The following is a 20709-nucleotide window of genomic DNA, read 5'->3' on the forward strand; positions in this document are numbered from 1 at the left end:
AGAGTATATTCCACCCCCTTGGAAGGATTAAACGTTTCATTTGCATATGGTTTCCGTATAAGAGGTTGATTACTCCCGCTGGCGGGCAGCGTGAAATCCAGTTACAGCGCACACTCCCTCTCCACACAACAAAAAAGGCCCTCCGATGCCGGACGGCCTTCTCACTTCATATCCTCTTTATCCGCCCGGATATCCCTGTTCCGCTGTTTCATCCGCTCGATATGGTGATGGTAGCGATCGCGCATCGCAGCATCCATGTCGGGGAGCGGCTCAAGGGTTCCGCTCTCCCGGATGACTCCGAGCATACGCTCAAGCACCGCGTCAACGGTCAGGTCCGTACCAAGCAGTTCATTCAGTGAAGCCATGTCTTCCGGATGAATCTCGGGATAGGAGAATTTCGTCTCTTCCCCTTTTCTACTCGAGTGGTAGAAATTACGCATGATTTCAGCGCGTTCGGCGCCACTGCCTGTCACACACAGGTAGATCTGTACTGCGACACCCTGCCGGATCCTCCGCTGGGATATTCCCGCGAACTTCCGTCCGCCGATGCTCAGATCATAGCTGCCGGGACAATAGCTGTGTTCGATTTCATATGCTTCGATGTCCGTACCGGGAAAGGACTTCCGGACAAGCTCCAGCATCAGATCGTACCCATCATCGATCTGTGCAACTGATGATTTCGACAGGATGAGCGAGACGTTCAGAACCCCCGCGTCGAGTACGACGCCGAGGCCCCCACTGTTCCTCACGATATAGTCGAATCCAGCATCCTCCAGATAGGAAAGTCCATCCATGAGATGGGGCAGCCGGCCATCGTGCAGTCCGAGGATGATGTACGGATCATGGACCCATGCCCTGAACTTCGGCACACCGTCTCCGCTCACCATCTCCTGGAGCACATCATCCATGGCAAATGACATGTAGGGGTGGGGTGTCGTTTCAATCGGCACATAGTGCCAGCGCTCTTGGAACAGCCTATGCATCGTCCTGTGTCAGGGCCTGTGTGGCTGTGAACAGGGCAAGGTTGAAGACTTCATCCTTGGAACATCCACGGGAAAGGTCATTGACCGGCTGGTTCAGCCCCTGGAGAATCGGTCCGTAGGCCTCGAAACCGCCAAGGCGCTGTGCAATCTTATAGCCAATGTTACCGGCTTCGAGGGAAGGGAAGATGAATACATTGGCCCGCCCTTTCAGTTCGGAATCGGGTGCCTTCTTTTCGGCTACACTTGGAACGAAGGCAGCATCAAACTGAAGTTCTCCATCGATTGGTACTTCAGGCAGCTTTTCCTTCGCATATTGAGCCGCAAGCTTCACTTTTTCCGTCTCTTCCGTCTTTGCCGATCCTCTCGTAGAGAAGCTGAGCAGCGCAACGCGGGGATCCATCTTGAAGCTTTTTGCCGTCTTTGCCGCTTCCACCGCAACCTCCGCCATCTCTTCTGCGTTCAGCTCCGGATTGATGGCACAGTCTCCCATGACGTAAAGCTCATCGCCGCGCAGCATGAAGAATACGCCGCTCGTACGTGTTACTCCGGGCTTCGTCTTGATGATCTGGAGCGCCGGGCGCACCGTATCGGGAGTCGAATGCACTGCACCGGACACGAGCCCTTTGGCACGTCCTGTATATACGAGCATCGTGCCGAGATAGTTGACATCATTCAGTATTTCGAGCGCCTGGTCCGATGTCACCTTTCCTTTGCGGCGTTTGACAAATTCATCCGCAAGCCTCTGCTTATCCTCATAGGTCGCCGGATCGATCATATCGAGCTTGCTGATGTCCAGTCCCTCCCTTTCAGCCAGGGCCTTTATTCCGGCTTCATCTCCGAGAACGATCGGTTTTACGTAGGTTGTTTCAGCTAGTTCCACAGCAGCAGTGAGGATCCTTGGATCCGTGCCCTCCGGAAAAACGATTTCTATATTTCTATCTTCCAGGTTAGATTTGAGATTCTCTAGAAATTGACTCATAATATCCTCCTTGGTTAGCCTTTGCATACGCTGTATTATACTCTTTTTGTCACATTATTTCATCCCTATCTGCTTTTAAAACGTTTTCTTATGGAGTAAGATGGAGGGAGATATGAAAAAAAGGAGAGATACACAAATGAATGAAGCTGCACAAACACTCGATGGCTGGTATAGCCTTCACCTTCTCTACAACGTGGACTGGCCATCCCTCCGTCTGCTTGAAGAAGAAGAATTGAACACTCTCGTGTCAGAATTGAAGGGATTCCTCGAACGCCAGGAGGAAGTGCACCAGAAGAACGAAGGCAGCTATTCCTTCTATAATATCACCGGACAGAAGGCAGACCTGATTCTATGGATGCTGCGTCCGACGATCGATGAGCTCAATACATTGGAACTGGAATTCAACAAGCTCCAAATCAGCGATTTCCTCATCCCGTCCTATTCGTATGTCTCCATCGTTGAACTCAGCAACTACCTTGCGAAAGATTCCGGTGAAGACCCTTACCAGAATGAATTTGTCAGGAAGCGCCTCTATCCTGCAGTGCCGAAATCCCAGTACATCTGCTTCTACCCGATGGACAAACGTCGCCAGGGTGATGACAACTGGTACATGCTGGATATGGAAAAGCGCCGCGAACTCATGCGTTCACATGGCATGATCGGCCGCAGCTACGCCGGCAAGGTGAGGCAGTTCATCACAGGTTCGATCGGCCTCGACGAATACGAATGGGGCGTGACCCTCTTCTCCGATGACATGCTGCAGTTCAAGAAGCTGATCTATGAAATGAGATTCGATGAAGTATCGGCGCGCTACGGCGACTTCGGCGACTTCTTCGTCGGGGTGCACCTGCCGACGGATTCCCTGTCCGCCTTCTTCAGGTAAGTTTCAAGGTTTCAATACAATCTCAGGTGGCTATATATAAATAAATACACTTATCGAGAGAGTTGGGAGGAATCAAGATGGGCCGTCTACTTCGCAGACTCATCCCTTTGGCATTGCCATTCATAATCAGAAAGTTCAAGAACCGTAAAAATAAAGGCGACGGCAAGCGCAAATAGCCGCTCCCCTGAAATAGGAAAGACCTCCCCGTGCTGGATTTAATCCAGCACGGGGAGGTCTTTTTCTATTTGACTTTCACCGGCACCGAACGGATGAGGGACTGCAATATCGCAATGGTGAAGAATACGAGCAGCAGACTGAATATGATGGTCAGCAGCAGATTGCTGGAACCGTATCCTGCCATTTCCATATTGAAGACCGTTCCCGAAGTCTGCCACGTCCACATCGAGTCGATTGCAATCGCGATGCCGATGCTGAGTACGATTGAAATCATGCCGCCGAGGAAACCGCGGTAGAATCCGATGCTTATGATGAATCCGGCCAGGAAGAATACATATGTCGTCAGCAGATGGCCGATGACATTGACCACTGGACCGCCGGTTGCACCCGGTGCGACGATGCCATCCCCAAACCATGGCATCAGGCCGAGGATGAGGGAGATGATTCCCGTCACGGCTGCCAGACCGATTGTGATCACCCCGCCTGTCAGAAGCATCGAATTGAGGAATGTCTTTCGTGTCAATCCAACGCTGATTGCGAGTTCCAGAAACATGAATACTGCCATGATGCCGGCTACAAGCATGAAGATGCGATTTGCCGACGAAGCCATCGCATAGAACGACATCTCATTCACTTCGACTTCATTGAGGAATAGTGATACGAGGATATATATCACAGCCATGACCGGCAGATACCACATCGTCCACTTGGCGATTTCCTTCGAAAAGTCCATTGTTGCCAGTTTCAATTTATTGTTCATTGTACACCCTCCCTGTCTTCAGTCATTCGGATAAACAATTCCTGCAGTTTCAAAGGTGTAATGTTCAAATAGCGTGACTTTGCGTCCTTCATCTGTGTTTCCTCCAGATGGCCAAGTACCATGTCCGATTGTGTCGGTCCAAGGCTCTCCGTGGCAAGAACATCCATCTCACGGGTGAAGTGCTCCACTTTCTCCTTCGGCCCTGTGACCCTGAATCCACGCTCAAGAAATATATCCAGCGGCTCCTGCAGCATCAGCCTCCCCTGGTGGATGATGATGACCTCGTCAAACAGATATTCCATCTCGGATACGATATGGGTGGAGAGAATCATGATCCTCGGGGTACGCGCATTGGCTTCAAGCACCTTCTGGTAGAAGTACTCCCTCGACGGGGCATCCATCCCGTTCGTCACTTCATCAAAGATGGTGATCGGCGAATTGGAAGCAAGACCGAGGACCGCATTCACCGCCGCCTGCTGGCCTTTCGACATGCGGTTGAGCGCCTTCTTGCGATCAATCCTGAAACCATCGAAGAGCGCGTATGCATAGTCGATGTCGAAATCCTGCTTGTACCGTTTCGTCATCCTGCAGAAATCCTCGGGTGTCCGGTACTCCTCCGAGTAGTCGACTTCGTAGAGAAAATCCACCTTCGGCATCAGCTCCGCATTTTCATATGGATCCTGCCCGTCAATCGTGACCACTCCACGGGTCGGTTTCCTGAAGGAGGAGATCAGAGACAGCAACGATGTCTTCCCTGCGCCATTTCTGCCGAGCAGTCCGTAGACCTTGCCGGCCTCCATCTTCAGAGTGATGTCTTCCAGTATCCTGTCCTTCTTTATGTCCAAAGACGCATTTTTGATTTCCAATACACTATTCGCCATTTCTATTCCCCTCCATCTCATGAATCAATCCTTCAATCTCCTGTGTTGAAAAACCCAGCTTTTCCGCTTCATCGATCATCGGTTTCAAGTATTCACTGACAAAACTCTCTTTCCTGCTGTCGAGCAGCACGCCCCTTGCATCCGGTGCGACAAACATGCCGACACCCCGCTTCTTATAGATGACACCTTCATCGACGAGCTGGTTGACACCCTTTGCTACCGTCAGATGATTCACCTTGTAAAACTGGACGATTTCATTCGTGGAAGGAACCCTGTCATGCGCCTCGAGCGTTCCATCGATGATCTGATCACTGATCCAATCCTTGATCTGTTCAAAGATCGGCTTCTTGTCATTGAGCACCCCCGCCATACGCAACCCTCCTAAATGGTTATATAGTTATGTATATAAGTATATATCAACGTGTGGAAAATGTAAACATGAACTCCCATTTTTCGCAAAATAAAAAGACCCCACCGCAGTGGAGTCCAACAAAATATCATAGCCTGATCATGCCGATGATGAGGCACACCCATCCGGCCAGGAAGAGTACACCGCCGATCGGCGTGATGGCACCGAGTATGGAGATGCCGCTTACCGCCAGAATGTATAGGGAGCCGCTGAAGAAGATGATGCCGAGCAGCATCAGCCAGCCGGCGGCACCGAGCAGCGGCGCCCCTGTCACCTGGACGAGGAGGCCGACTGCAATCAGGCCGAGTGCATGGTACATCTGGTAGGATACGGCCTTCTCCCACACACTCATATAATGTTCGCTGATCTTGCCTTCGAGGCCATGCGCCCCGAAAGCCCCGAGGGCCACCGAGATGAATGCATTGATCGCCCCGAGTATGATGAAAGTCTTCATTTCCTTTTCTCCTTTGAATCAGTCTAGAAATCGAACAGGGAATCACCGTTGCCGAAACCGTCGTCTGTTCTGAGCGTTTCCCGGGTCACTGGTGCCGATGCCGGCTTCGTCTCGGCCACCTTGCCGCCCATCTGTTCGAGCATCATGCGGTCGCGTTCGGACAGTGCCTGTCCGCCCTGCGCTCCAGTTGCCGGAGTTGCATGCTGCACGCTGCCGCCCGCATCCGATTTCAGCAGCCCGAGCAGCCGCTCCATCGCATAGAGGTGCTTTTCGAATTCATGCGGCTGGCTGGCCACTTCCATCCTGTGGAGCTCCTGTTTCAGCTCTGCAATGATTTCCTGCTTCATTCCTGTTCACTCCAGTCCACAGGGTCCCTGCCATGCGCCTCCAGATAGTCGTTGGCCCGGCTGAATGGCCGGGTGCCAAAGAATCCCCTGTGGGCGGACAGCGGACTTGGATGGGTCGACTTGATGACACAATGCTTGGATGTATCGATCAGCTTCTCCTTCTTCTGGGCCGGTTTGCCCCAAAGGATGAAGACCACATGCTCCAGATTTTCCGATACATGGCTGATGACGCCGTCCGTAAACGGTTCCCAGCCGAGCCCACGGTGGGAATTCGCCTGGTTGGCATCAACGGTCAATACTGTATTGAGCAGCAGCACGCCTTCTTTCGCCCAGTCCTTCAGGCTGCCGGTGGTCCTTTTGATGCCGAGGTCGGATTCCAGCTCCTTATACATGTTTCTCAGGGATGGCGGTATTTTGACACCATCATTGACTGAAAATGCAAGTCCGTGGGACTGGCCTTTCCCATGATAGGGGTCCTGCCCCAGTATGACGACCCTCACATTTTCAAGCGGTGTGAGTTCAAAAGCCGTATATATCTGTTCACGCGGCGGGAACACTTCCCCCGACCCATATTTTTCTTCTAGTGTCGATTCCAGTTCGGAAAAGTCGTTCTCTTCTTTTATTGATTGGAAGACATCTTCCCATTCCATGATTCTCACCTCTGTCTAAAGTTTGATTATATCATTTAAGCAAGCATGTCTCTAGAAATATACCCTTCATTATAGTAAAATATCATTATTAATGACATTGGAGGAATTTAACTCATGGCACTTAAAAAGACACTCACAATTGCAGGTTCAGATACAAGTGGCGGCGCAGGCATTGCAGCTGACCTGAAAACATTCCAGGAGCATGAAACGTATGGCATGACGGCACTGACTACGATTGTGACGATGGATCCTGAAACATGGTCCCATGGTGTCAATCCAATACCACTCGATGTCGTTGACGCACAGATTGCGACAGCACTCTCCATTTCACCGGATGCGATCAAGACGGGCATGCTGCCGTCGGAAGAGGTCATCGAGCGCAGCAAGGACGCCTACCTCGACAGTGATGCGAAGCATTTCGTGATGGATCCGGTCATGGTCTGCAAGGGTGATGACGAAGTTCTCAACCCGGGCCTTGTCGATGCGATGGTCGAGCACCTGCTTCCACATGCGACAGTCGTGACGCCGAACCTCTTCGAAGCGGGACAGCTCGCCGGATACAAGACGCCCAAAACACTGGATGCCGCAAAGAAATGCGCGGAAGTCATCCATTCCAAAGGTGCACAGCACGTCATCATCAAAGGCGGCTCTGAAATAGAAGGCGAAAAGGCTGTTGATGTATACTATGATGGCAAAGCATTCCACCTCCTTTCAAGCGATAAGATAGACGCTTCCTACAACCACGGTGCCGGATGCACATTCGCAGCGGCCATCACGGCGAACCTCGCAAATGGCCAGGAGCCGCTTGAAGCGATCAAGAACGCCAAGGCATTCGTCACATCCGCCATCAAGAACGGCTGGAAGATGAACGAACATGTCGGCGTCGTCCGTCATGGTGCAGCCAATACTGTGGAGCAGATTGAAGTTACAGAAGAACAGATATAGTCACAGTCACAAAAGAGATAGCCCGCCTATCTCTTTTGTGTATGCTATTTTAAGGAGCGTTTCACACAATGGAGAAGATCAATCGCGAACAGGTACAGGAACTTTTGAACAGCTATCAGGACAAGAAAGTATACATCCACGTAGAAGTGACGAGCGGCATGTATGCGAGCCACCTGGATGACCAAGTGTTCAATACGGGCATGTTCCTGAGGAACGTCCCGGTCAATTACACCCAGGGCGCCATCAGGGGCGGCGACGAAGGCCAGTACCGTGTCGGGCTGAAGCTCGACAACGGCGGCTGGGTCTATGTACTTGGCCTCACGCATTTCGAAGTCAATGAGAACAACGAATTCATCATGCACGGATTCAACTATGAAGGCAAACTCGCAAGTGCACTTGAAATTTCTACAAAAGAATTCTTTAAATAGGAGGCAGCGCTATGGAAAAAGAAAGACAAGTACTCGTCATCTTCCCGCACCCCGATGATGAAGCTTTCGGAGTGAGCGGTACAATGAGCCGCTATGTGGATATGGGAGTGCCGGTGACATATGCCTGCCTGACATTCGGCGATATGGGCAGAAACCTTGGCTATCCTCCATTTGCAACACGGGAATCACTGCATGAGATACGCAAAAGGGAAGTAGAGGAAAGTGCCCGCCTGATTGGACTTGATGATTTGAGGCTTCTCGGATATCGCGACAAGACGCTCGAATTCGAGGCGCCCGGCCATTTGAAAGGTGTCATCAAGAATATGATCGATGAGCTCGAACCGAGCCGGATCATCACCTTCTACCCCGGCTACTCCGTCCATCCGGACCATGAAGCCACTGCAGAAGCGGTCATAGAGGCCGTATCGGAAATGCCGGCATCAGAACGCCCGGCACTCCAGCTCGTCGCCTTCAGCAACAATACACTCCAGGATCTTGGCGAGCCGGACATCGTCGTCAATATCGAAGGATACGAAGCCCGCAAGGAGAAGATCATGGCCGCCCATGAATCACAGACCGGCCCACTGCTCAAGACACTTGCAGGCAACACGCAGGAAAGTGAAGCAGCCCGCCAGATGTGGATGAAGAACGAAACATTCTACAGTTATGATATAGATTAAGGAGTAGACACATGGAACAATTGGATCTTAGTAGTAGAGAAGCACGTTTCAGGCACTTCGGATCCGTCGATCCGATCGAAGGCACGAAACCCGTAGAGAAGGAAATGATGGTGGACCTGCAGAGTTCGAAGAAGGACTTCCTGTTCGAAGTCGATTCCGTCGGCATCAACAATCTGAGCTATCCTGTAGTCATCGGTGACTTCCAGTCCGTGGGAACCTTCGAGCTTGCTACGAGCTTGAGGAAAAACGAAAAGGGCATCAACATGAGCCGTATCCTCGAGTCACTGGAGACGGAGAATGACGGCGGTGTACCGCTTACTTTCGAGACACTGGAGAACGTGCTTGAAATATTGCGCGTACGCATGCACCAGGACGAGGCGGAAGTCACAGGGTCGGGGAAATGGTATTTCTCAAAACCGAGTCCCCATACACTGCTCAGCGGCATGGCCCACGCCGACGTTGAATACTCCATGAGAATTTCCGGGGCCGGCGTCCTACACAAGCAGCTCGGCATGACGGCGATGGTGACCACACTATGCCCGTGCTCTAAGGAAATCAGCGAATACAGCGCACACAACCAGCGCGGCTATGTAAAAGTGCTGCTCGACATCGATCCGGATGCGGAACTGCCGGGCGATCATAAGGAGCAGCTTTACGAACTGCTGGAGGTCAATGCGTCCTCCCAGCTCTATCCGATATTGAAGCGTACGGATGAGAAGATGGTTACAGAACGCGCCTATGAGAATCCGCGCTTTGTCGAGGACCTCATCCGTCTGATCGCCTATGATCTCGTGGAACTCGATTGGGTCAAAGGCTTCGAACTCGAATGCCGCAACGAAGAAAGCATCCACCAGCACGATGCCTTCAGCAGAATGTCATACCAGAAATGATGAAATCCTTCCTACTGCTGTAGGGAGGATTTTTCTTTGTTGCTTCCCTTTTCCTTTGTCCCTCCTGTTCCTGATAGTAGGAATAAAATTAAATGTTTAGATACTTGATAAAAAAGGGTAAAAGGTAAACATGCATTCATAAGAAGAATTAGGGGTGGTACAATGACAAGAATAGCAGTGGAACAACCATTCACAGATGTACGCCAGGCCCTGAAGAAAAAAGGGTATCAGGCTGATATGATTCACCAGACGACAAATCCCGGAGCCTACGACGCCCTCGTTGTTCGAGACAGGACTGTTTTTGGAGATTCCCGCGTTACCGGATCTCTGATTGAAACTAGTGGCCTAAGCATCAGTGAAATTGTGGAAGAAGTGGAAGAACGCCTACAGCGAGCCGGGAAAATTCCTGGTACAGCAGATGCTGAGAAAAGCGGATCGGTCTGCGGTTTTGCAACCGGCATTCTAACCGGCACATTGCTTGGTGGCGCAGCGGCTCTTCTCCTTGCGCCTAAAAGCGGAAAAGAAATGCAGAATACCTTAAAAGAAAAACTACCAAGCGGCAATTCCAATAAAAACAGCAGTGGAAAACTGAGCCAAGTGAAAGAAAAAGCAACTGATTTGACTGGCCAGTTGCAAGAAAAGGCTGAAACTGCAAAGAATCAAGTAAGAGAGGAAATTTCGAGTGCCAAAGACCAGCAAGGCACTGATACTGATAATGAAAAAGGAACAGGGTCATCCCAGGAGGAGAACGATAATTCGAAAAACGAATAAAAAATACAGAAGCAACGCCTGACTTCCGCTAAAAGCTGATTTTAATGCAACCGGGCTGAGAGGTGGATAATATAAAATTTTTCTCCTGAGAATGGACCGGACTCTGTGAAGGAGACAGTGGAAAAGTTAAATATATTTTTTGGCACTGCTCTATCCGGCCTCAAAACATACGGATGAGAAGATGGGCACAGAGCACGCCTGCGAAAATCTGTGCTTTGTCGAAAATCCCAACCGCCTGAATGCCTACGTCCCTCGCTGAAATCCGACTGGGACAACGGCTTTGCACTCGAGTGCCACAACGAAGAAGGCACCCACCAGCATGACGCCTTCAGCAGGATGTCGTACCAGAAATAAACAGTCCCATATCCTCCATACATCTCATAGAGGATATGGCACCCAATATAGAAAGGACAGGCCAGCGAATGTATTCGCTGGCCTGTCCTTTTGTGGTTCTTGCCACCCTACAGAACAGTGCTTCAGGAGATTATTGCCTATTTTCTTCTGCAGCCGGCAGGACATTGTTTAATGCATCGTTGATGGTCATGATTCCGATGAACTTTGCGCCGTCCATGATAACCGCCAGCTGTTCACTCGACTGGCGCATGCGCCTGAGGCCTTCATGCACCAGCATGCCGGACTCGAGTATGAAGGCAGGCCGGGCAATCTCCTTCACCGGACGCTCCATCGTTTCAAGCAGTGTGTCCCTGACATGGACGACAAGAGGTGCGTTTCCCTCGCCATCCATTACAAGGATACGCTTATGGCCGGACTGCTCTGTTGCTTTTTGAAGCTCACGGACCGTTGCATCAGATGCGACGGCTGTCGGCTGTCTTCCTTCCGCAACCAGATCATCCACCTTCAAGGTTTCCAGATCCAGTGCACCTGATATCGGGGTTCGCATCGATGCATCGAGCGTGCCCACCTGCGCAGAATGCTCTACGAGGTGGCGGATCGTTGCAGCATTCTGGCCGCCGACTGCTGCACTTTCAACCGGCTCTACACCTGAAAGTTCAACAAGACGGTTGGCAATGCTATTGACCCATTTCAAAAGGGGTCTGAAAATCCAAATAAATGCACGGGCCGGCGGGCTGACCATGATCGCCGATTTCTCCGGATGGGCGATTGCCCATGATTTCGGCGCCATCTCACCGATTACCAGGTGCAGAAATGTCACCACAAGCAGAGAAAGGAAGAATGATGTCCCGTCTGCCAGCCAATAGGGCAGGCCAATCCCCGCAAATAATGGGGAAAACCAGGAATCCACTGCCGGCTTGGTCACGGCACCAAGTGCAAACGTACACGCTGTTATGCCAAGTTGCGCACCAGCCAGCATGACTGTGAGCTCGTTGACGGATTTCAATGCAGCACGGGCGCCGCGGCTCGTGGCCGCCGACTCTTCAAGTCTATGGCGCCGAGCGCCCAGAAGCGCAAACTCGATGATGACGAAAAACGCCGTTAAGGCAATCAGCGCTGCTGTCACTATGAGAACAACCCACGGATTAGTCATCATTACCCCTCCTCTGCTGCTTGATTTCGGACGAAGGTCGATCCGCTTCATCGCTTTCCAACACTTGGAGCGTCAGGGAAACAGAAGTGGGCACATGTTTGTCCACTTCCGTCACCTCCGCCTCCAGGTACCGTCGAATAGGGGCATCATGTATGAAGTCAGTCGGATCGACCGGCAGGTCGATATTCACAATTTCTCCCACATCTGGCAAGTTGCCGAAATGGGCAATGATCATACCCGAAACGGTTTCATATTCCCCTCTCGGAAGTTGATGGCCAATCTCCCGTTCCGCTTCATCTATATGGAGATCTCCGCTCATCTGCCAATTATTTTCTCCCTCCGTCTCCACAGGTGGTGGAATTTCATCATCATGTTCATCCGTAATTTCCCCAACCAGTTCTTCAGAAAGGTCTTCCAATGTGACGATACCGATAAAACCGCCATACTCATCGATGACACAGGCAAGGTCATTTTGGGTTTCGACCATATTCGAACGCGCCTCGGGCAGTGCCATCAAAGTCGGCACCACCAGAGGCGGCCGCATGACTTCAGTTACCGGGGCATTCTCTGAAGCATTTCCCAGTATATCGACGAGGTGCACCACCCCGACAGGTTCATCCTCACCATTGATGACAGGATAACGGGTATGTGCTTCCGCCATCATTGACCGCACCTGGCCGATAGTGGCATCCGGCGCCACTATATCTGTCCGTGAACGGGGAACCATGGCATGTTCGACATCCTGCTGCGGGAAATCGAGGATACGGTCGAGCATCATCGAAAGCCCCACCGGCAGATCGCCGCTTTCCCTGGAATCTGCAACAATATGTTCAAGGTCGCGGGCGGTTGCGCTACTGTCGACATCATGCACCGGCTCGATCCTAAAAAGTCTAAGTACACTGTTTGCTGACCAGTCGAAGAACTTTATCAGCCAGCCGAAGACGGCGAGATAGATGTTCGTCGAACGGGCAAGGGTCCGCGCCAACGGTTCCGGATTCGCAATGGCAAGGTTCTTCGGGTAAAGCTCACCGAAAATCATCTGCACGATTGTGGATAGGGCCAACGCCGCAACAGTACCCACTGAGATGCTTACAGCAGTAGGCACCCCGACGCCCCCAAGCAGAGTGCCCAGGCTTTGTCCGACAAGGGGTTCTGCCACATAACCGATGAGCAGCCCCGTAACTGTGATGCCCAGCTGGGCTCCCGAAAGCATGAAGGATGTACGTTTTGTAACGGTCAAAGCATTTTTAGCCGCCTTGTCCCCCTGATCGGCCAATGCACCGAGCCTTGAACGGTCGACAGACATGTAGGCGAACTCCTGGGCGACAAAGTAGCCGTTGGCTACGATTATCGCAAAAATCACCACAATGCCGAGGATCAGGGTCAATACCGCGGTTAACATAGGCGTCCCACCGCCTTGTCATGACTGACGGACCCCCTGCAGCTTTCTGCATCAAACAGATGATGACTCTCGAGGGCCAGATTTTTTCTGCCCAGGCGCTCCCGGTGCCATGTCTGCATTTGTAAGTATGGTGTCGCTGATATGATGCCTGCCATTGAATTCCCTCCGTTTTCAAACACTTTTTTCAATATTACCCAACTACCCGAAATTCCCTCATGAAAAACAAGTGTACACGCTTCCTCCCGACTCCAAAATTTTTATAGAAGGTGGTCAAACCATATCTTTGATGCCCTGCTTCTTCTTACTTATTCACTCTGTGTTTCCTCAAAAATGATGTCACGGATCATGTAGAACTCCTTCGTGAATGGGGAATGCTTTATATCCTCGATGGTATCCTCTATCCTCCCGAATGCCTCTCTGGCCTCCTGCTTCTCTCCAAGCTGGTACAGGCTGAGCGGGTAGATGCACGAGCGGGTGGCCATGATGATCCGGTCTATCGGATGCTGGGCGGCCGAACGAATATACATATTTTCTTTATAGTTTTCCACTACCGTCCTGTAGTCCTCCCTGAAATAGGACAGTTCGATCATGAACAGTGGATGATAGAATGTCATATTGCTGGACTGGATGGTGCCTGCCTCATGATGCACTTCAATGTTTTCGATATATGCCTCATACAGAGTGACATGCCGCTGTCTGTCCTCCACCAGTACGTAGAAAACCGTAATTGGGGTGGTTGTATCGATCAGCTCCAGCTCGTATTTTTCCTGTCTGTTGAAATCCAGATACTTCCTCAAGTTTCCCTGATATTCCTTATGCTTTTCCATATCCCCTTCCAGTCCATAATAATAGCCGAGGATCATATTGGCTGAGAAGAAGCGTTTGAAGTTCTCCGTTTCATATGACAGGGCGACTACCCTATCGCCGAGGGGAATGAACTCCTTCATATCGACGGAGACGGAAAAAACAGCCTTGAGGTAGTAGTAGTCCAGTTCAAGCTGGGAATCATAGTCCTTGAACTCCATGACCTCCGCTTCCGTTTCCACCAGTCTGCTGTAGGCTTCGCTGTAATCCTGACTGTACATGAGCGAGACGGCATCATTCAGCCTGTTTCTGACGACGAGGTGCTCTATGCCGATGCTCCTGTAGAACTTCCCGATCTTCTCTGTATATTCATCCGCAGTCCCGTGCTCCCCTCTATACCTGTAGTAGATGCGGATGATGTTGTACAGCTCCATCCCCTTGTTGCTCTGTGAAACCCGGTCCAGCTGAGGCAGTATATTCTTTTCAATATGTTCGAAAGGAAAAGAGAAGTAATGGCTGAAGTCGGATTCGGCCAGCATCTGCTTCGTCCAATCCTCATCACCCTCGCGGGTGAGGTAGCCGATGGAGACATCAAGCTCTTTCGCAATATGGGCGAGGGTCTCCATGGAAGGTGTCGACTTGTCATTCTCTATCAGGCTCAGCATGCCCTTGGTGATCTTGTCGCCTGCCAAATCCACCAGTGTCATCTTCCGTTCTTTCCGCAGTTGTCTGATGCGTTTTCCCAAAGTCATATTCTCATCTCCATAATATTATAGTTTAATTATATTAAACTTTTAGTTGACAAGCAATTCTTTCCTGCATTATAATAAGTTTAATTAAATTAAACAAATGGGGTGGAAAAATGCTTTTTGATAAAAAGTTGCCCATGAAGGAACGTCTCAACTTCATCGTATATGCCATGAGCCGATTCATTCTGAGTGTCGGAAAATATGTCTACCTGTTTGCTGTGAGCTACTACATCATGTATGAAACGGGATCCGCACTCTACTTCTCCATCAACATGGCCATCAGCATTGTCGTAACTGTCATCCTGCTGCCATTTTCCGGAGTATTGAGTGATTTTGGAAATAAAAGGAAAATAATCATTACAGGAGAGCTCATGAACACCCTTGTCATTCTTGGCCTCTTCTTCTACACAATGATCCATGACATCAATCTGATGGCCATCTATCTCGTCACATTCCTGACTTCCATGATTGAGCCATTTGTATCCAACGCGTTCCAGACTGCAATCACCGAACTTTTCCATAAGGCCAGAATCCAGAAGGTGATGGGATATACTTCCGCAATCCTTTCCTCAACGGTCATCCTCGGCCCCATCCTTGGCGGTGCTCTGTTCGGTCTGTTGAGCTTCCCGCACATCATCATGCTTTTCCTCATCGCCTACATCATTTCCGCCTCCCTCGATTTTCTTCTGGATTTCAAGCTCTACTACACCGAAGAGAATTATACAGAAAACATCCAGGAAGATGACGGGGTGAACAGGTTCAAGCGCGACATCAGCCAGGGTTTCATTTTCATCGCCAAAAACAAAGTATTCAAATCCCTCCTGCTCATTGCTGCCCTGATCAACTTCATGGCTGGGGTCATTACAATCTTCCCTGAGAAGATGATGATTCATGAACTGTCCTTCCAGCCCGAAACCGTCGGCATCGTCAACGCCATCGGGGGCATCGGCGTACTTGCCGGCGGAGTGGCGGTTGCCAGGATCAAGCGGCTTGATAATCCATTTCTGCTCATGAAAAGAGGATTGCTGGTATTTTCCGGACTGGTTGTCGTCTACCTGCTGCCACTGTACCTTGATGGGAGTATCGTCTCCCATATCCTGATTATCGGAGGCATCGGCGTCAGCGTTGCCATGGTGCTCCAGTTCATCAATATACCGATCAATCTCTTCATACAGCTCGTCACCCCCCAGCATATCAAAGGACGGGTATTTTCGACAATGAGCCTCTGTTCGATGAGCATCATGCCGGTCGGCGCCATCTTTTACGGGTTCCTCTATGATTTTGAACTCTACTGGATCATCAACACCGTCAGTGCAATCCTGATGATCGCGGTGGTGCTCGTATTCTTCAACAGAAGACTCATCGCCAAGTCGAAAAGGATGTATGCCGCTGCCAAGGTGAAGACCGATGAGATGGACGATGGATCAGCAGATGAAGGACTTCATCCTGGAGCCGCCCCTCAAAGCATATAGAAAATGAAAAATGCCCGCTTCCATATAAGGAAACGGGCATTATTGATATTGATAATATGAGACTAATTGTCATTCACTATTTTGTTCAGTGATGGTCGGGCCCCTAACTGTCACTCACCACTTTTCTCAGTGACAGTTGGAAATTTTCTCATATTCTATGATTCGGCTGACCCCCCGGCCTGGGCTTCCTGCTTCTCTTCAAGTGAAACAAGGGCCTCTTCGATGGCCAGGGCGACACCGTCCTCGATGTTGGTGGCCGTCACCTTGTCTGCGATGCCTTTGACTTCCGAGGCTGCATTGCCCATGGCGACGGCTGTGCCGACGCGTTTGAGCATGGAGATGTCGTTCAGGTTGTCCCCGACTGCCATGACATCCTTCATATCGATGTTCATGGTTTCTGCGATGTGGGCTAGGGCGATCCCTTTCTGCGCATTTTCATGGGTCAGCTCGATGTTGCCGGCCGATGATGACGATACGGCAAGATTGCCGATTTCATGCAGCTCATTCTTGGCGCGCACGAGCTTCGCCCTGCTCGATGATGAAGCAAGGAGCTTCAATACATTTTCGTCTTCACTCTCAAATATCGATCGATAGTCATCCGTCTCTATCAGTGTTCCGCGTTCGAGCCTTTCTTCCATGAAGTTCCTGATCCGCTCTTCACTCGCAAGGTGGCCCATCTGCCCTGCAAGATCCATGAAGACCTCTATGTCCCGCTCGACGCTTGATGTATATATTGCGCGGTCTGTATAGATCTGATAGAAAATGTCCTCCGCACGGAATACATCTGCAACTTTATGGATCAGCTCTGTATTCAATGCATTGGTGGACAGGATCTCATGCGATTCATTGCGTACTTCGGCACCATTCAGGCAGATGTATGGCAAAGGTGTTTCCAGCTCCCTGATGATGCCATGTGCTTCATAGAATGCACGTCCTGTGGCTACAATGACCTGTACACCGCGTTCCATCGCCTTATTGATCGCCTCCATGTTTCGGCGACTGATATCGTGATTGGGACCAAGCAGGGTCCCATCCATATCCAATGCGATTAGTTTGACCATAGGCGTTCCAAAACTCCCTCTATTATTTTTAACTTCATTTTATCAGAAAATTAAATCATCTGGTTAGTTTTTTCGCTTTTCCCTCAATGATTTGAAAAATGATTTTAACATCTGGCTGCATTCCGCTTCCAGAATTCCGCCTGTCACTTCGGCCCTGTGGTTGAAACGGGGTTCCCCGAGCAGATGCATCAGGCTGTCCACCGTTCCACCCTTGGGGTCTTTTGCCCCGTAGACGACATAGGGGATGCGGCTCATCACGATGGCACCCGAACACATGACGCACGGTTCGAGGGTGACATATATTGTACAGTCTTCAAGCCGCCACGATCCGATCACCTCGCTGGCCCGGTCGATCGCAATGACCTCGGCGTGGGTCAATGGGTTCTGCGAGGTTTCCCTCAAGTTGTGACCAGTGGCGATGACCGCATCTTCATGGACGATGACCGCCCCAATCGGCACTTCTCCGAGGGATTCGGCCTTCTTCGCCTCCGCAATCGCCAGTTTCATATATTTTTCATGCATCGCTCCTGCCGCCTTCGTCCATGATGAAACGTCCGTCCTGGATGATTTCAGTCACACTGTCCAGTATGATGTCGGCACCTGCCATATCCTGCCTGCGGCTGGTTCCGCTGAGTACGCCGATGGTGCGCAGCCCCTCTTCATAGCCGAGCATGGTGTCCGCCCGGTTGTCCCCGACCATCACCATCTCCTCGAGTGCATAGTCATACTTCTTGAACAAAGGGTCCAGAATGCGTATATCCGGCTTGTGGAACGCCGAGTCATCCCCTGCAACCACTTCGTGCACGACATTTTCCAGGGAGAACTTGCGGACGAAATATTCCGTGGAGAGACGGCTGTCACTCGTTACGATGACATTTTTATAGCCATCAGCCGCCAGATGATGCAGCACATCTTCTGCGCCTTCTATCAGTTCCATGCTGTCACGCAGTGAATCGAGATTCTCTTCATAGAAGGCTTTCATCCACTTGCCGGCCCCCTTCTGATAGCGCTCGAAATAATTCTGGATCGTCTCGCCTGTACCACTGGCGAGTATGGAGTTCGGGGCAATCTCTCCATCGATCAGACCCAGCCTGTGTGCCAATTCATCTTTTATGTCATGGCGGTCGAACTCCTGTGCAAATGCTTCGATCGACCGCTTTGCATAAGGTGTCCACACCTTATGATAGTCCATCAGTGTCCCGTCTTTGTCAAATAGAATTACACGCGTCATTTTGCCTCCCAGTTAGAAAAATAAGAAGGCAAAGTGCCTTCTTACTACTTATTTCGTATCGCTTCCAGCATGACTTCAGTCATCTTTTCAAGATCGTACTGGGGATTGAATCCCCACTGGCGCTTTGCTTCTGTAGAATCTATCGCATTCGGCCAGCTTTCTGCAATCCCCTGGCGTACAGGGTCCACCTCGTAGTCCAGCTCGAAGTCGGGAATGTGCTTCCTGATTTCATTTGCGACCATTTCCGGGTTGATGCTCATGGCACTGACGTTGAATGCATTGCGGTCAGTCAGCTGTCCGGGATCCGCTTCCATCAATTTGATGATCGCATCGATCGCATCGTCCATATACATCATATCCATGTTCGTGCTCTTGCCGATGAATGATGTATACCTGCCACTTCTGAGCGCTTCAAAATAAATTTCCACGGCATAGTCCGTCGTACCGCCGCCCGGCTCCTTGACATGGGATACGAGGCCCGGAAACCGTACGCCCCTCGTATCCACGCCGAACTTCTCGAAGTAGTAGTCGCACAGCAGCTCACCTGCAACCTTGTTCACCCCGTACATGGTCGTCGGCCGCTGGATTGTGACCTGCGGTGTATTTTCCTTCGGTGTCGAAGGGCCGAAGGCCCCGATCGAACTCGGCGTGAAGAATTTCAAATTGAAATCCCGCGCCGTCTCCAGCGCATTCATCAGACCGCCCATATTGATCTCCCACGCAAACTGGGGATTCTTTTCAGCAGTCGCACTCAAAAGCGCCGCCATATGCATGATCGTATCCGGCTTGAATTCGGAAACCAGTTCCTTCATCCTGTCCATTTCCCTGACATCCAGGATCTCGAATGGTCTGCCCTTCAAATTCTCATCCTCAGGCGCCTTTATATCTGTTGGCAATACATTTTCTTCCCCATACTTTTCCCTTAGTTTCAGGGTGAGCTCCGTGCCGATCTGGCCGAGCGCACCCGTTATAATAATTCGTTCCATTGCTGTACTCCTTAATTTATGAGATTACATCCAGTTCCTTGCCGATCTTTTCGTAGACTTCAAGCGCCTCATCCAGCATCTCTTTCGTATGTGCTGCTGTCGGCATGTTCCTTACCCGGCCGGCACCTTTCGGAACCGTCGGGAAGACGATGGATTTTGCATATACGCCCTCTTCCATCAGGCGCTTTGAAAACTCCTGTGTCGTCTTCTCGTCCCCGATGATGCAAGGCGTGATCGGCGTTTCTGAATTGCCGATATCGAAGCCGAGCTTCCTCAGCCCCGCTTTCAAGTAATCGCCATTCTCCCATACTTTGTCATGCAGCTCGGTGGAAGCCATCAGCATGCGCACCGCTTCGGTGATTGCGCGTGTATCCCCCGGAGTCAGTGATGTGGAGAACAGGAATGGACGCGCCGCCACTTTCAGGTAGTCGATCAGATCCTGGCTGCCCGCGACATATCCACCGACGACGCCAATCGCTTTGGACAGTGTACCCATCTGGATATCGACATCCTTTTCAAGGCCGAAGTGCTTCACTGTGCCTGCCCCTTTGCCCATGACACCTGAACCATGTGCGTCATCGACATATGTGATCAGGTCGAATTCCTTTGCGATATCGACAATCTCAGGCAGCAGTGCAACATCCCCATCCATGGAGAAGACACCGTCCGTGATGTACATGACTTTCCTGTATTGGCCGGACTCCACCGCTTCCTTCGCCTTCTTGCGGAGGTCCTCCATATCAGAGTGGTTTACGCGGATGATCTTCGCACGGGACAGGCGGCATCCATCGATGATGGAGGCATGGTTCAGCTCATCCGAGAGGATCGCATCCTCCTTGCCCATCACTGCCTGGATGGCAGCCATGTTGCAGTTGAAGCCGGATTGGAATGCTACTGCTGCTTCTGTCCCCTTGAATTCAGCCAGCGTATCCTCCAATTCCACATGCAGGTCGAGCGTCCCGTTGATTGTACGTACGGCGCCTGCCCCCACCCCATGGGAGTCGATCGCTTCCTTCGCCACCTTCTTCAGTGTCTCGTCCGTCGCCAGACCCAGGTAGTTGTTGGAAGACAGGTTGATCAATTTTTTCCCTTCAATCGTAATTTCGGGGCCATTGGCGCCCTCTACGACATTGATCTCATTATAAAGTCCGTTTTCCTTCAATTCTTGCAGATTCGATGCAAGATATTCGTCCAAAATTTTAGACATTGTCAATCTCCTCCTCTTTCCCATATCATATCACAAGTCGAACTTCACTTAGA

24 protein-coding genes are annotated in these 20709 nt (G+C 50.8%); 7 read left to right on the forward strand and 17 right to left on the reverse strand.

Translation table 11 applies throughout. The features are described from left to right. Positions 1–161 precede the first annotated feature (161 nt). Both RQP18_RS12400 and pta read right to left on the reverse strand, forming a co-directional pair. A complete protein-coding gene (locus RQP18_RS12400) occupies positions 162–983 on the reverse strand; it encodes a lipoate--protein ligase family protein (RefSeq protein WP_342387995.1) in 822 nt (273 codons plus the stop codon). Then, a complete protein-coding gene (pta, locus tag RQP18_RS12405) occupies positions 976–1962 on the reverse strand; it encodes a phosphate acetyltransferase (protein WP_342387996.1) in 987 nt (328 codons plus the stop codon). The genes RQP18_RS12400 and pta overlap by 8 nt, the downstream gene beginning before the upstream one ends. 136 nt (positions 1963–2098) lie before the next feature. Here pta and hemQ point away from each other — a divergent pair, with 136 nt between their 5' ends. Next, positions 2099–2845: a hydrogen peroxide-dependent heme synthase gene (hemQ, locus tag RQP18_RS12410; RefSeq protein ID WP_342389412.1), complete on the forward strand. Its 747-nt coding sequence runs from the start codon at positions 2099–2101 to the stop codon at positions 2843–2845. Positions 2846–3086: 241 nt separating this feature from the next. Here hemQ and RQP18_RS12415 read toward each other — a convergent pair whose 3' ends face one another. The 6 genes from RQP18_RS12415 to RQP18_RS12440 all read right to left on the reverse strand — a co-directional run bounded on the left by RQP18_RS12415 (position 3087) and on the right by RQP18_RS12440 (position 6523). Beyond that, positions 3087–3782 (reverse strand): hypothetical protein, encoded by a 696-nt coding sequence (locus tag RQP18_RS12415; protein ID WP_342387997.1) that lies wholly within the window; start codon positions 3780–3782, stop codon positions 3087–3089. Continuing rightward, complete coding sequence (locus tag RQP18_RS12420) at positions 3779–4663, reverse strand: ABC transporter ATP-binding protein (RefSeq protein WP_342387998.1); 885 nt, start codon at positions 4661–4663, stop codon at positions 3779–3781. Before RQP18_RS12420 ends, RQP18_RS12415 begins: the two co-directional genes overlap by 4 nt. Next, positions 4653–5033, reverse strand: a complete 381-nt coding sequence (locus tag RQP18_RS12425; protein ID WP_342387999.1) for a GntR family transcriptional regulator — start codon at positions 5031–5033, stop codon at positions 4653–4655. The genes RQP18_RS12420 and RQP18_RS12425 overlap by 11 nt, the downstream gene beginning before the upstream one ends. Before the next feature lie 127 nt (positions 5034–5160). Beyond that, positions 5161–5526, reverse strand: a complete 366-nt coding sequence (locus tag RQP18_RS12430; protein WP_342388000.1) for a DUF423 domain-containing protein — start codon at positions 5524–5526, stop codon at positions 5161–5163. A gap of 23 nt (positions 5527–5549) precedes the next feature. Next, on the reverse strand, positions 5550–5873 hold the full coding sequence (locus RQP18_RS12435; protein WP_342388001.1) for a DUF5327 family protein: 324 nt from the start codon (positions 5871–5873) through the stop codon (positions 5550–5552). Continuing rightward, the gene (locus tag RQP18_RS12440; RefSeq protein WP_342388002.1) at positions 5870–6523 is read right to left on the reverse strand and encodes a uracil-DNA glycosylase; all 654 of its coding nucleotides are present in this window, start codon (positions 6521–6523) and stop codon (positions 5870–5872) included. Before RQP18_RS12440 ends, RQP18_RS12435 begins: the two co-directional genes overlap by 4 nt. A gap of 114 nt (positions 6524–6637) precedes the next feature. Here RQP18_RS12440 and thiD point away from each other — a divergent pair, with 114 nt between their 5' ends. From thiD to RQP18_RS12465, 5 genes are all read left to right on the forward strand, one after another. Beyond that, positions 6638–7468, forward strand: coding sequence for a bifunctional hydroxymethylpyrimidine kinase/phosphomethylpyrimidine kinase (gene thiD / locus RQP18_RS12445; RefSeq protein ID WP_342388003.1), 831 nt, complete (start codon positions 6638–6640; stop codon positions 7466–7468). A 68-nt stretch (positions 7469–7536) separates the two neighbouring features. Continuing rightward, positions 7537–7896 (forward strand): DUF1806 family protein, encoded by a 360-nt coding sequence (locus tag RQP18_RS12450; RefSeq protein ID WP_271401760.1) that lies wholly within the window; start codon positions 7537–7539, stop codon positions 7894–7896. Positions 7897–7907: 11 nt separating this feature from the next. After that, positions 7908–8576, forward strand: a complete 669-nt coding sequence (gene bshB2, locus RQP18_RS12455) for a bacillithiol biosynthesis deacetylase BshB2 (protein ID WP_342388004.1) — start codon at positions 7908–7910, stop codon at positions 8574–8576. Between the two features lie 11 nt (positions 8577–8587). Further along, positions 8588–9466, forward strand: coding sequence for a GTP cyclohydrolase FolE2 (folE2, locus tag RQP18_RS12460; RefSeq protein WP_342388005.1), 879 nt, complete (start codon positions 8588–8590; stop codon positions 9464–9466). A gap of 162 nt (positions 9467–9628) precedes the next feature. Beyond that, positions 9629–10237: a YkuS family protein gene (locus RQP18_RS12465; RefSeq protein WP_342388006.1), complete on the forward strand. Its 609-nt coding sequence runs from the start codon at positions 9629–9631 to the stop codon at positions 10235–10237. Between the two features lie 484 nt (positions 10238–10721). Here the strand turns inward: RQP18_RS12465 and RQP18_RS12470 are convergent, their stop codons facing one another. The 4 genes from RQP18_RS12470 to RQP18_RS12485 form a co-directional block, all read right to left on the reverse strand. Then, a complete protein-coding gene (locus RQP18_RS12470) occupies positions 10722–11747 on the reverse strand; it encodes a hemolysin family protein (RefSeq protein ID WP_373446080.1) in 1026 nt (341 codons plus the stop codon). Beyond that, positions 11737–13146 (reverse strand): hemolysin family protein, encoded by a 1410-nt coding sequence (locus RQP18_RS12475; RefSeq protein ID WP_342388008.1) that lies wholly within the window; start codon positions 13144–13146, stop codon positions 11737–11739. The genes RQP18_RS12470 and RQP18_RS12475 overlap by 11 nt, the downstream gene beginning before the upstream one ends. Beyond that, positions 13140–13301 carry a hypothetical protein gene (locus RQP18_RS12480; protein WP_342388009.1) on the reverse strand — a complete coding sequence of 54 codons (162 nt, stop codon included), beginning with the start codon at positions 13299–13301 and terminating at the stop codon, positions 13140–13142. The genes RQP18_RS12475 and RQP18_RS12480 overlap by 7 nt, the downstream gene beginning before the upstream one ends. Before the next feature lie 150 nt (positions 13302–13451). Then, positions 13452–14702 carry a helix-turn-helix domain-containing protein gene (locus tag RQP18_RS12485; protein ID WP_342388010.1) on the reverse strand — a complete coding sequence of 417 codons (1251 nt, stop codon included), beginning with the start codon at positions 14700–14702 and terminating at the stop codon, positions 13452–13454. Between the two features lie 134 nt (positions 14703–14836). Between RQP18_RS12485 and RQP18_RS12490 the strand changes: the two genes are divergently transcribed. Beyond that, complete coding sequence (locus RQP18_RS12490) at positions 14837–16171, forward strand: MFS transporter (protein ID WP_373446081.1); 1335 nt, start codon at positions 14837–14839, stop codon at positions 16169–16171. Positions 16172–16326: 155 nt separating this feature from the next. Here RQP18_RS12490 and RQP18_RS12495 read toward each other — a convergent pair whose 3' ends face one another. The 5 genes from RQP18_RS12495 to RQP18_RS12515 form a co-directional block, all read right to left on the reverse strand. Continuing rightward, positions 16327–17232, reverse strand: a complete 906-nt coding sequence (locus RQP18_RS12495; RefSeq protein WP_342388012.1) for a Cof-type HAD-IIB family hydrolase — start codon at positions 17230–17232, stop codon at positions 16327–16329. 63 nt (positions 17233–17295) lie between these two features. Then, positions 17296–17754: a tRNA adenosine(34) deaminase TadA gene (gene tadA, locus RQP18_RS12500; protein WP_342388013.1), complete on the reverse strand. Its 459-nt coding sequence runs from the start codon at positions 17752–17754 to the stop codon at positions 17296–17298. Further along, positions 17747–18463 (reverse strand): HAD family hydrolase, encoded by a 717-nt coding sequence (locus tag RQP18_RS12505; RefSeq protein WP_342388014.1) that lies wholly within the window; start codon positions 18461–18463, stop codon positions 17747–17749. The genes tadA and RQP18_RS12505 overlap by 8 nt, the downstream gene beginning before the upstream one ends. Positions 18464–18507: 44 nt before the next feature. After that, positions 18508–19449 carry an L-threonine 3-dehydrogenase gene (locus tag RQP18_RS12510; protein WP_342388015.1) on the reverse strand — a complete coding sequence of 314 codons (942 nt, stop codon included), beginning with the start codon at positions 19447–19449 and terminating at the stop codon, positions 18508–18510. 16 nt (positions 19450–19465) lie between these two features. Continuing rightward, on the reverse strand, positions 19466–20656 hold the full coding sequence (locus RQP18_RS12515; RefSeq protein ID WP_342388016.1) for a glycine C-acetyltransferase: 1191 nt from the start codon (positions 20654–20656) through the stop codon (positions 19466–19468). Positions 20657–20709: the final 53 nt, after the last annotated feature.

Source organism: Salinicoccus sp. Bachu38 (genome assembly GCF_038561955.2).
Lineage (GTDB): Bacteria > Bacillota > Bacilli > Staphylococcales > Salinicoccaceae > Salinicoccus > Salinicoccus bachuensis.

Coding starts and splice junctions, on each gene's coding strand:
- RQP18_RS12505 (WP_342388014.1), bottom strand. CDS start 18,463: ATGACGCGTGTAATTCTATTTGACAAAGACGGGACACTGATGGACTAT.
- RQP18_RS12465 (WP_342388006.1), top strand. CDS start 9,629: ATGACAAGAATAGCAGTGGAACAACCATTCACAGATGTACGCCAGGCC.
- RQP18_RS12480 (WP_342388009.1), bottom strand. CDS start 13,301: ATGGCAGGCATCATATCAGCGACACCATACTTACAAATGCAGACATGG.
- RQP18_RS12435 (WP_342388001.1), bottom strand. CDS start 5,873: ATGAAGCAGGAAATCATTGCAGAGCTGAAACAGGAGCTCCACAGGATG.
- RQP18_RS12485 (WP_342388010.1), bottom strand. CDS start 14,702: ATGACTTTGGGAAAACGCATCAGACAACTGCGGAAAGAACGGAAGATG.
- RQP18_RS12450 (WP_271401760.1), top strand. CDS start 7,537: ATGGAGAAGATCAATCGCGAACAGGTACAGGAACTTTTGAACAGCTAT.
- RQP18_RS12495 (WP_342388012.1), bottom strand. CDS start 17,232: ATGGTCAAACTAATCGCATTGGATATGGATGGGACCCTGCTTGGTCCC.
- pta (WP_342387996.1), bottom strand. CDS start 1,962: ATGAGTCAATTTCTAGAGAATCTCAAATCTAACCTGGAAGATAGAAAT.
- RQP18_RS12440 (WP_342388002.1), bottom strand. CDS start 6,523: ATGGAATGGGAAGATGTCTTCCAATCAATAAAAGAAGAGAACGACTTT.
- folE2 (WP_342388005.1), top strand. CDS start 8,588: ATGGAACAATTGGATCTTAGTAGTAGAGAAGCACGTTTCAGGCACTTC.
- RQP18_RS12420 (WP_342387998.1), bottom strand. CDS start 4,663: ATGGCGAATAGTGTATTGGAAATCAAAAATGCGTCTTTGGACATAAAG.
- bshB2 (WP_342388004.1), top strand. CDS start 7,908: ATGGAAAAAGAAAGACAAGTACTCGTCATCTTCCCGCACCCCGATGAT.
- RQP18_RS12515 (WP_342388016.1), bottom strand. CDS start 20,656: ATGTCTAAAATTTTGGACGAATATCTTGCATCGAATCTGCAAGAATTG.
- RQP18_RS12470 (WP_373446080.1), bottom strand. CDS start 11,747: ATGATGACTAATCCGTGGGTTGTTCTCATAGTGACAGCAGCGCTGATT.
- RQP18_RS12415 (WP_342387997.1), bottom strand. CDS start 3,782: ATGAACAATAAATTGAAACTGGCAACAATGGACTTTTCGAAGGAAATC.
- RQP18_RS12425 (WP_342387999.1), bottom strand. CDS start 5,033: ATGGCGGGGGTGCTCAATGACAAGAAGCCGATCTTTGAACAGATCAAG.
- hemQ (WP_342389412.1), top strand. CDS start 2,099: ATGAATGAAGCTGCACAAACACTCGATGGCTGGTATAGCCTTCACCTT.
- RQP18_RS12510 (WP_342388015.1), bottom strand. CDS start 19,449: ATGGAACGAATTATTATAACGGGTGCGCTCGGCCAGATCGGCACGGAG.
- thiD (WP_342388003.1), top strand. CDS start 6,638: ATGGCACTTAAAAAGACACTCACAATTGCAGGTTCAGATACAAGTGGC.
- RQP18_RS12400 (WP_342387995.1), bottom strand. CDS start 983: ATGCATAGGCTGTTCCAAGAGCGCTGGCACTATGTGCCGATTGAAACG.
- tadA (WP_342388013.1), bottom strand. CDS start 17,754: ATGCATGAAAAATATATGAAACTGGCGATTGCGGAGGCGAAGAAGGCC.
- RQP18_RS12430 (WP_342388000.1), bottom strand. CDS start 5,526: ATGAAGACTTTCATCATACTCGGGGCGATCAATGCATTCATCTCGGTG.
- RQP18_RS12475 (WP_342388008.1), bottom strand. CDS start 13,146: ATGTTAACCGCGGTATTGACCCTGATCCTCGGCATTGTGGTGATTTTT.
- RQP18_RS12490 (WP_373446081.1), top strand. CDS start 14,837: ATGAAGGAACGTCTCAACTTCATCGTATATGCCATGAGCCGATTCATT.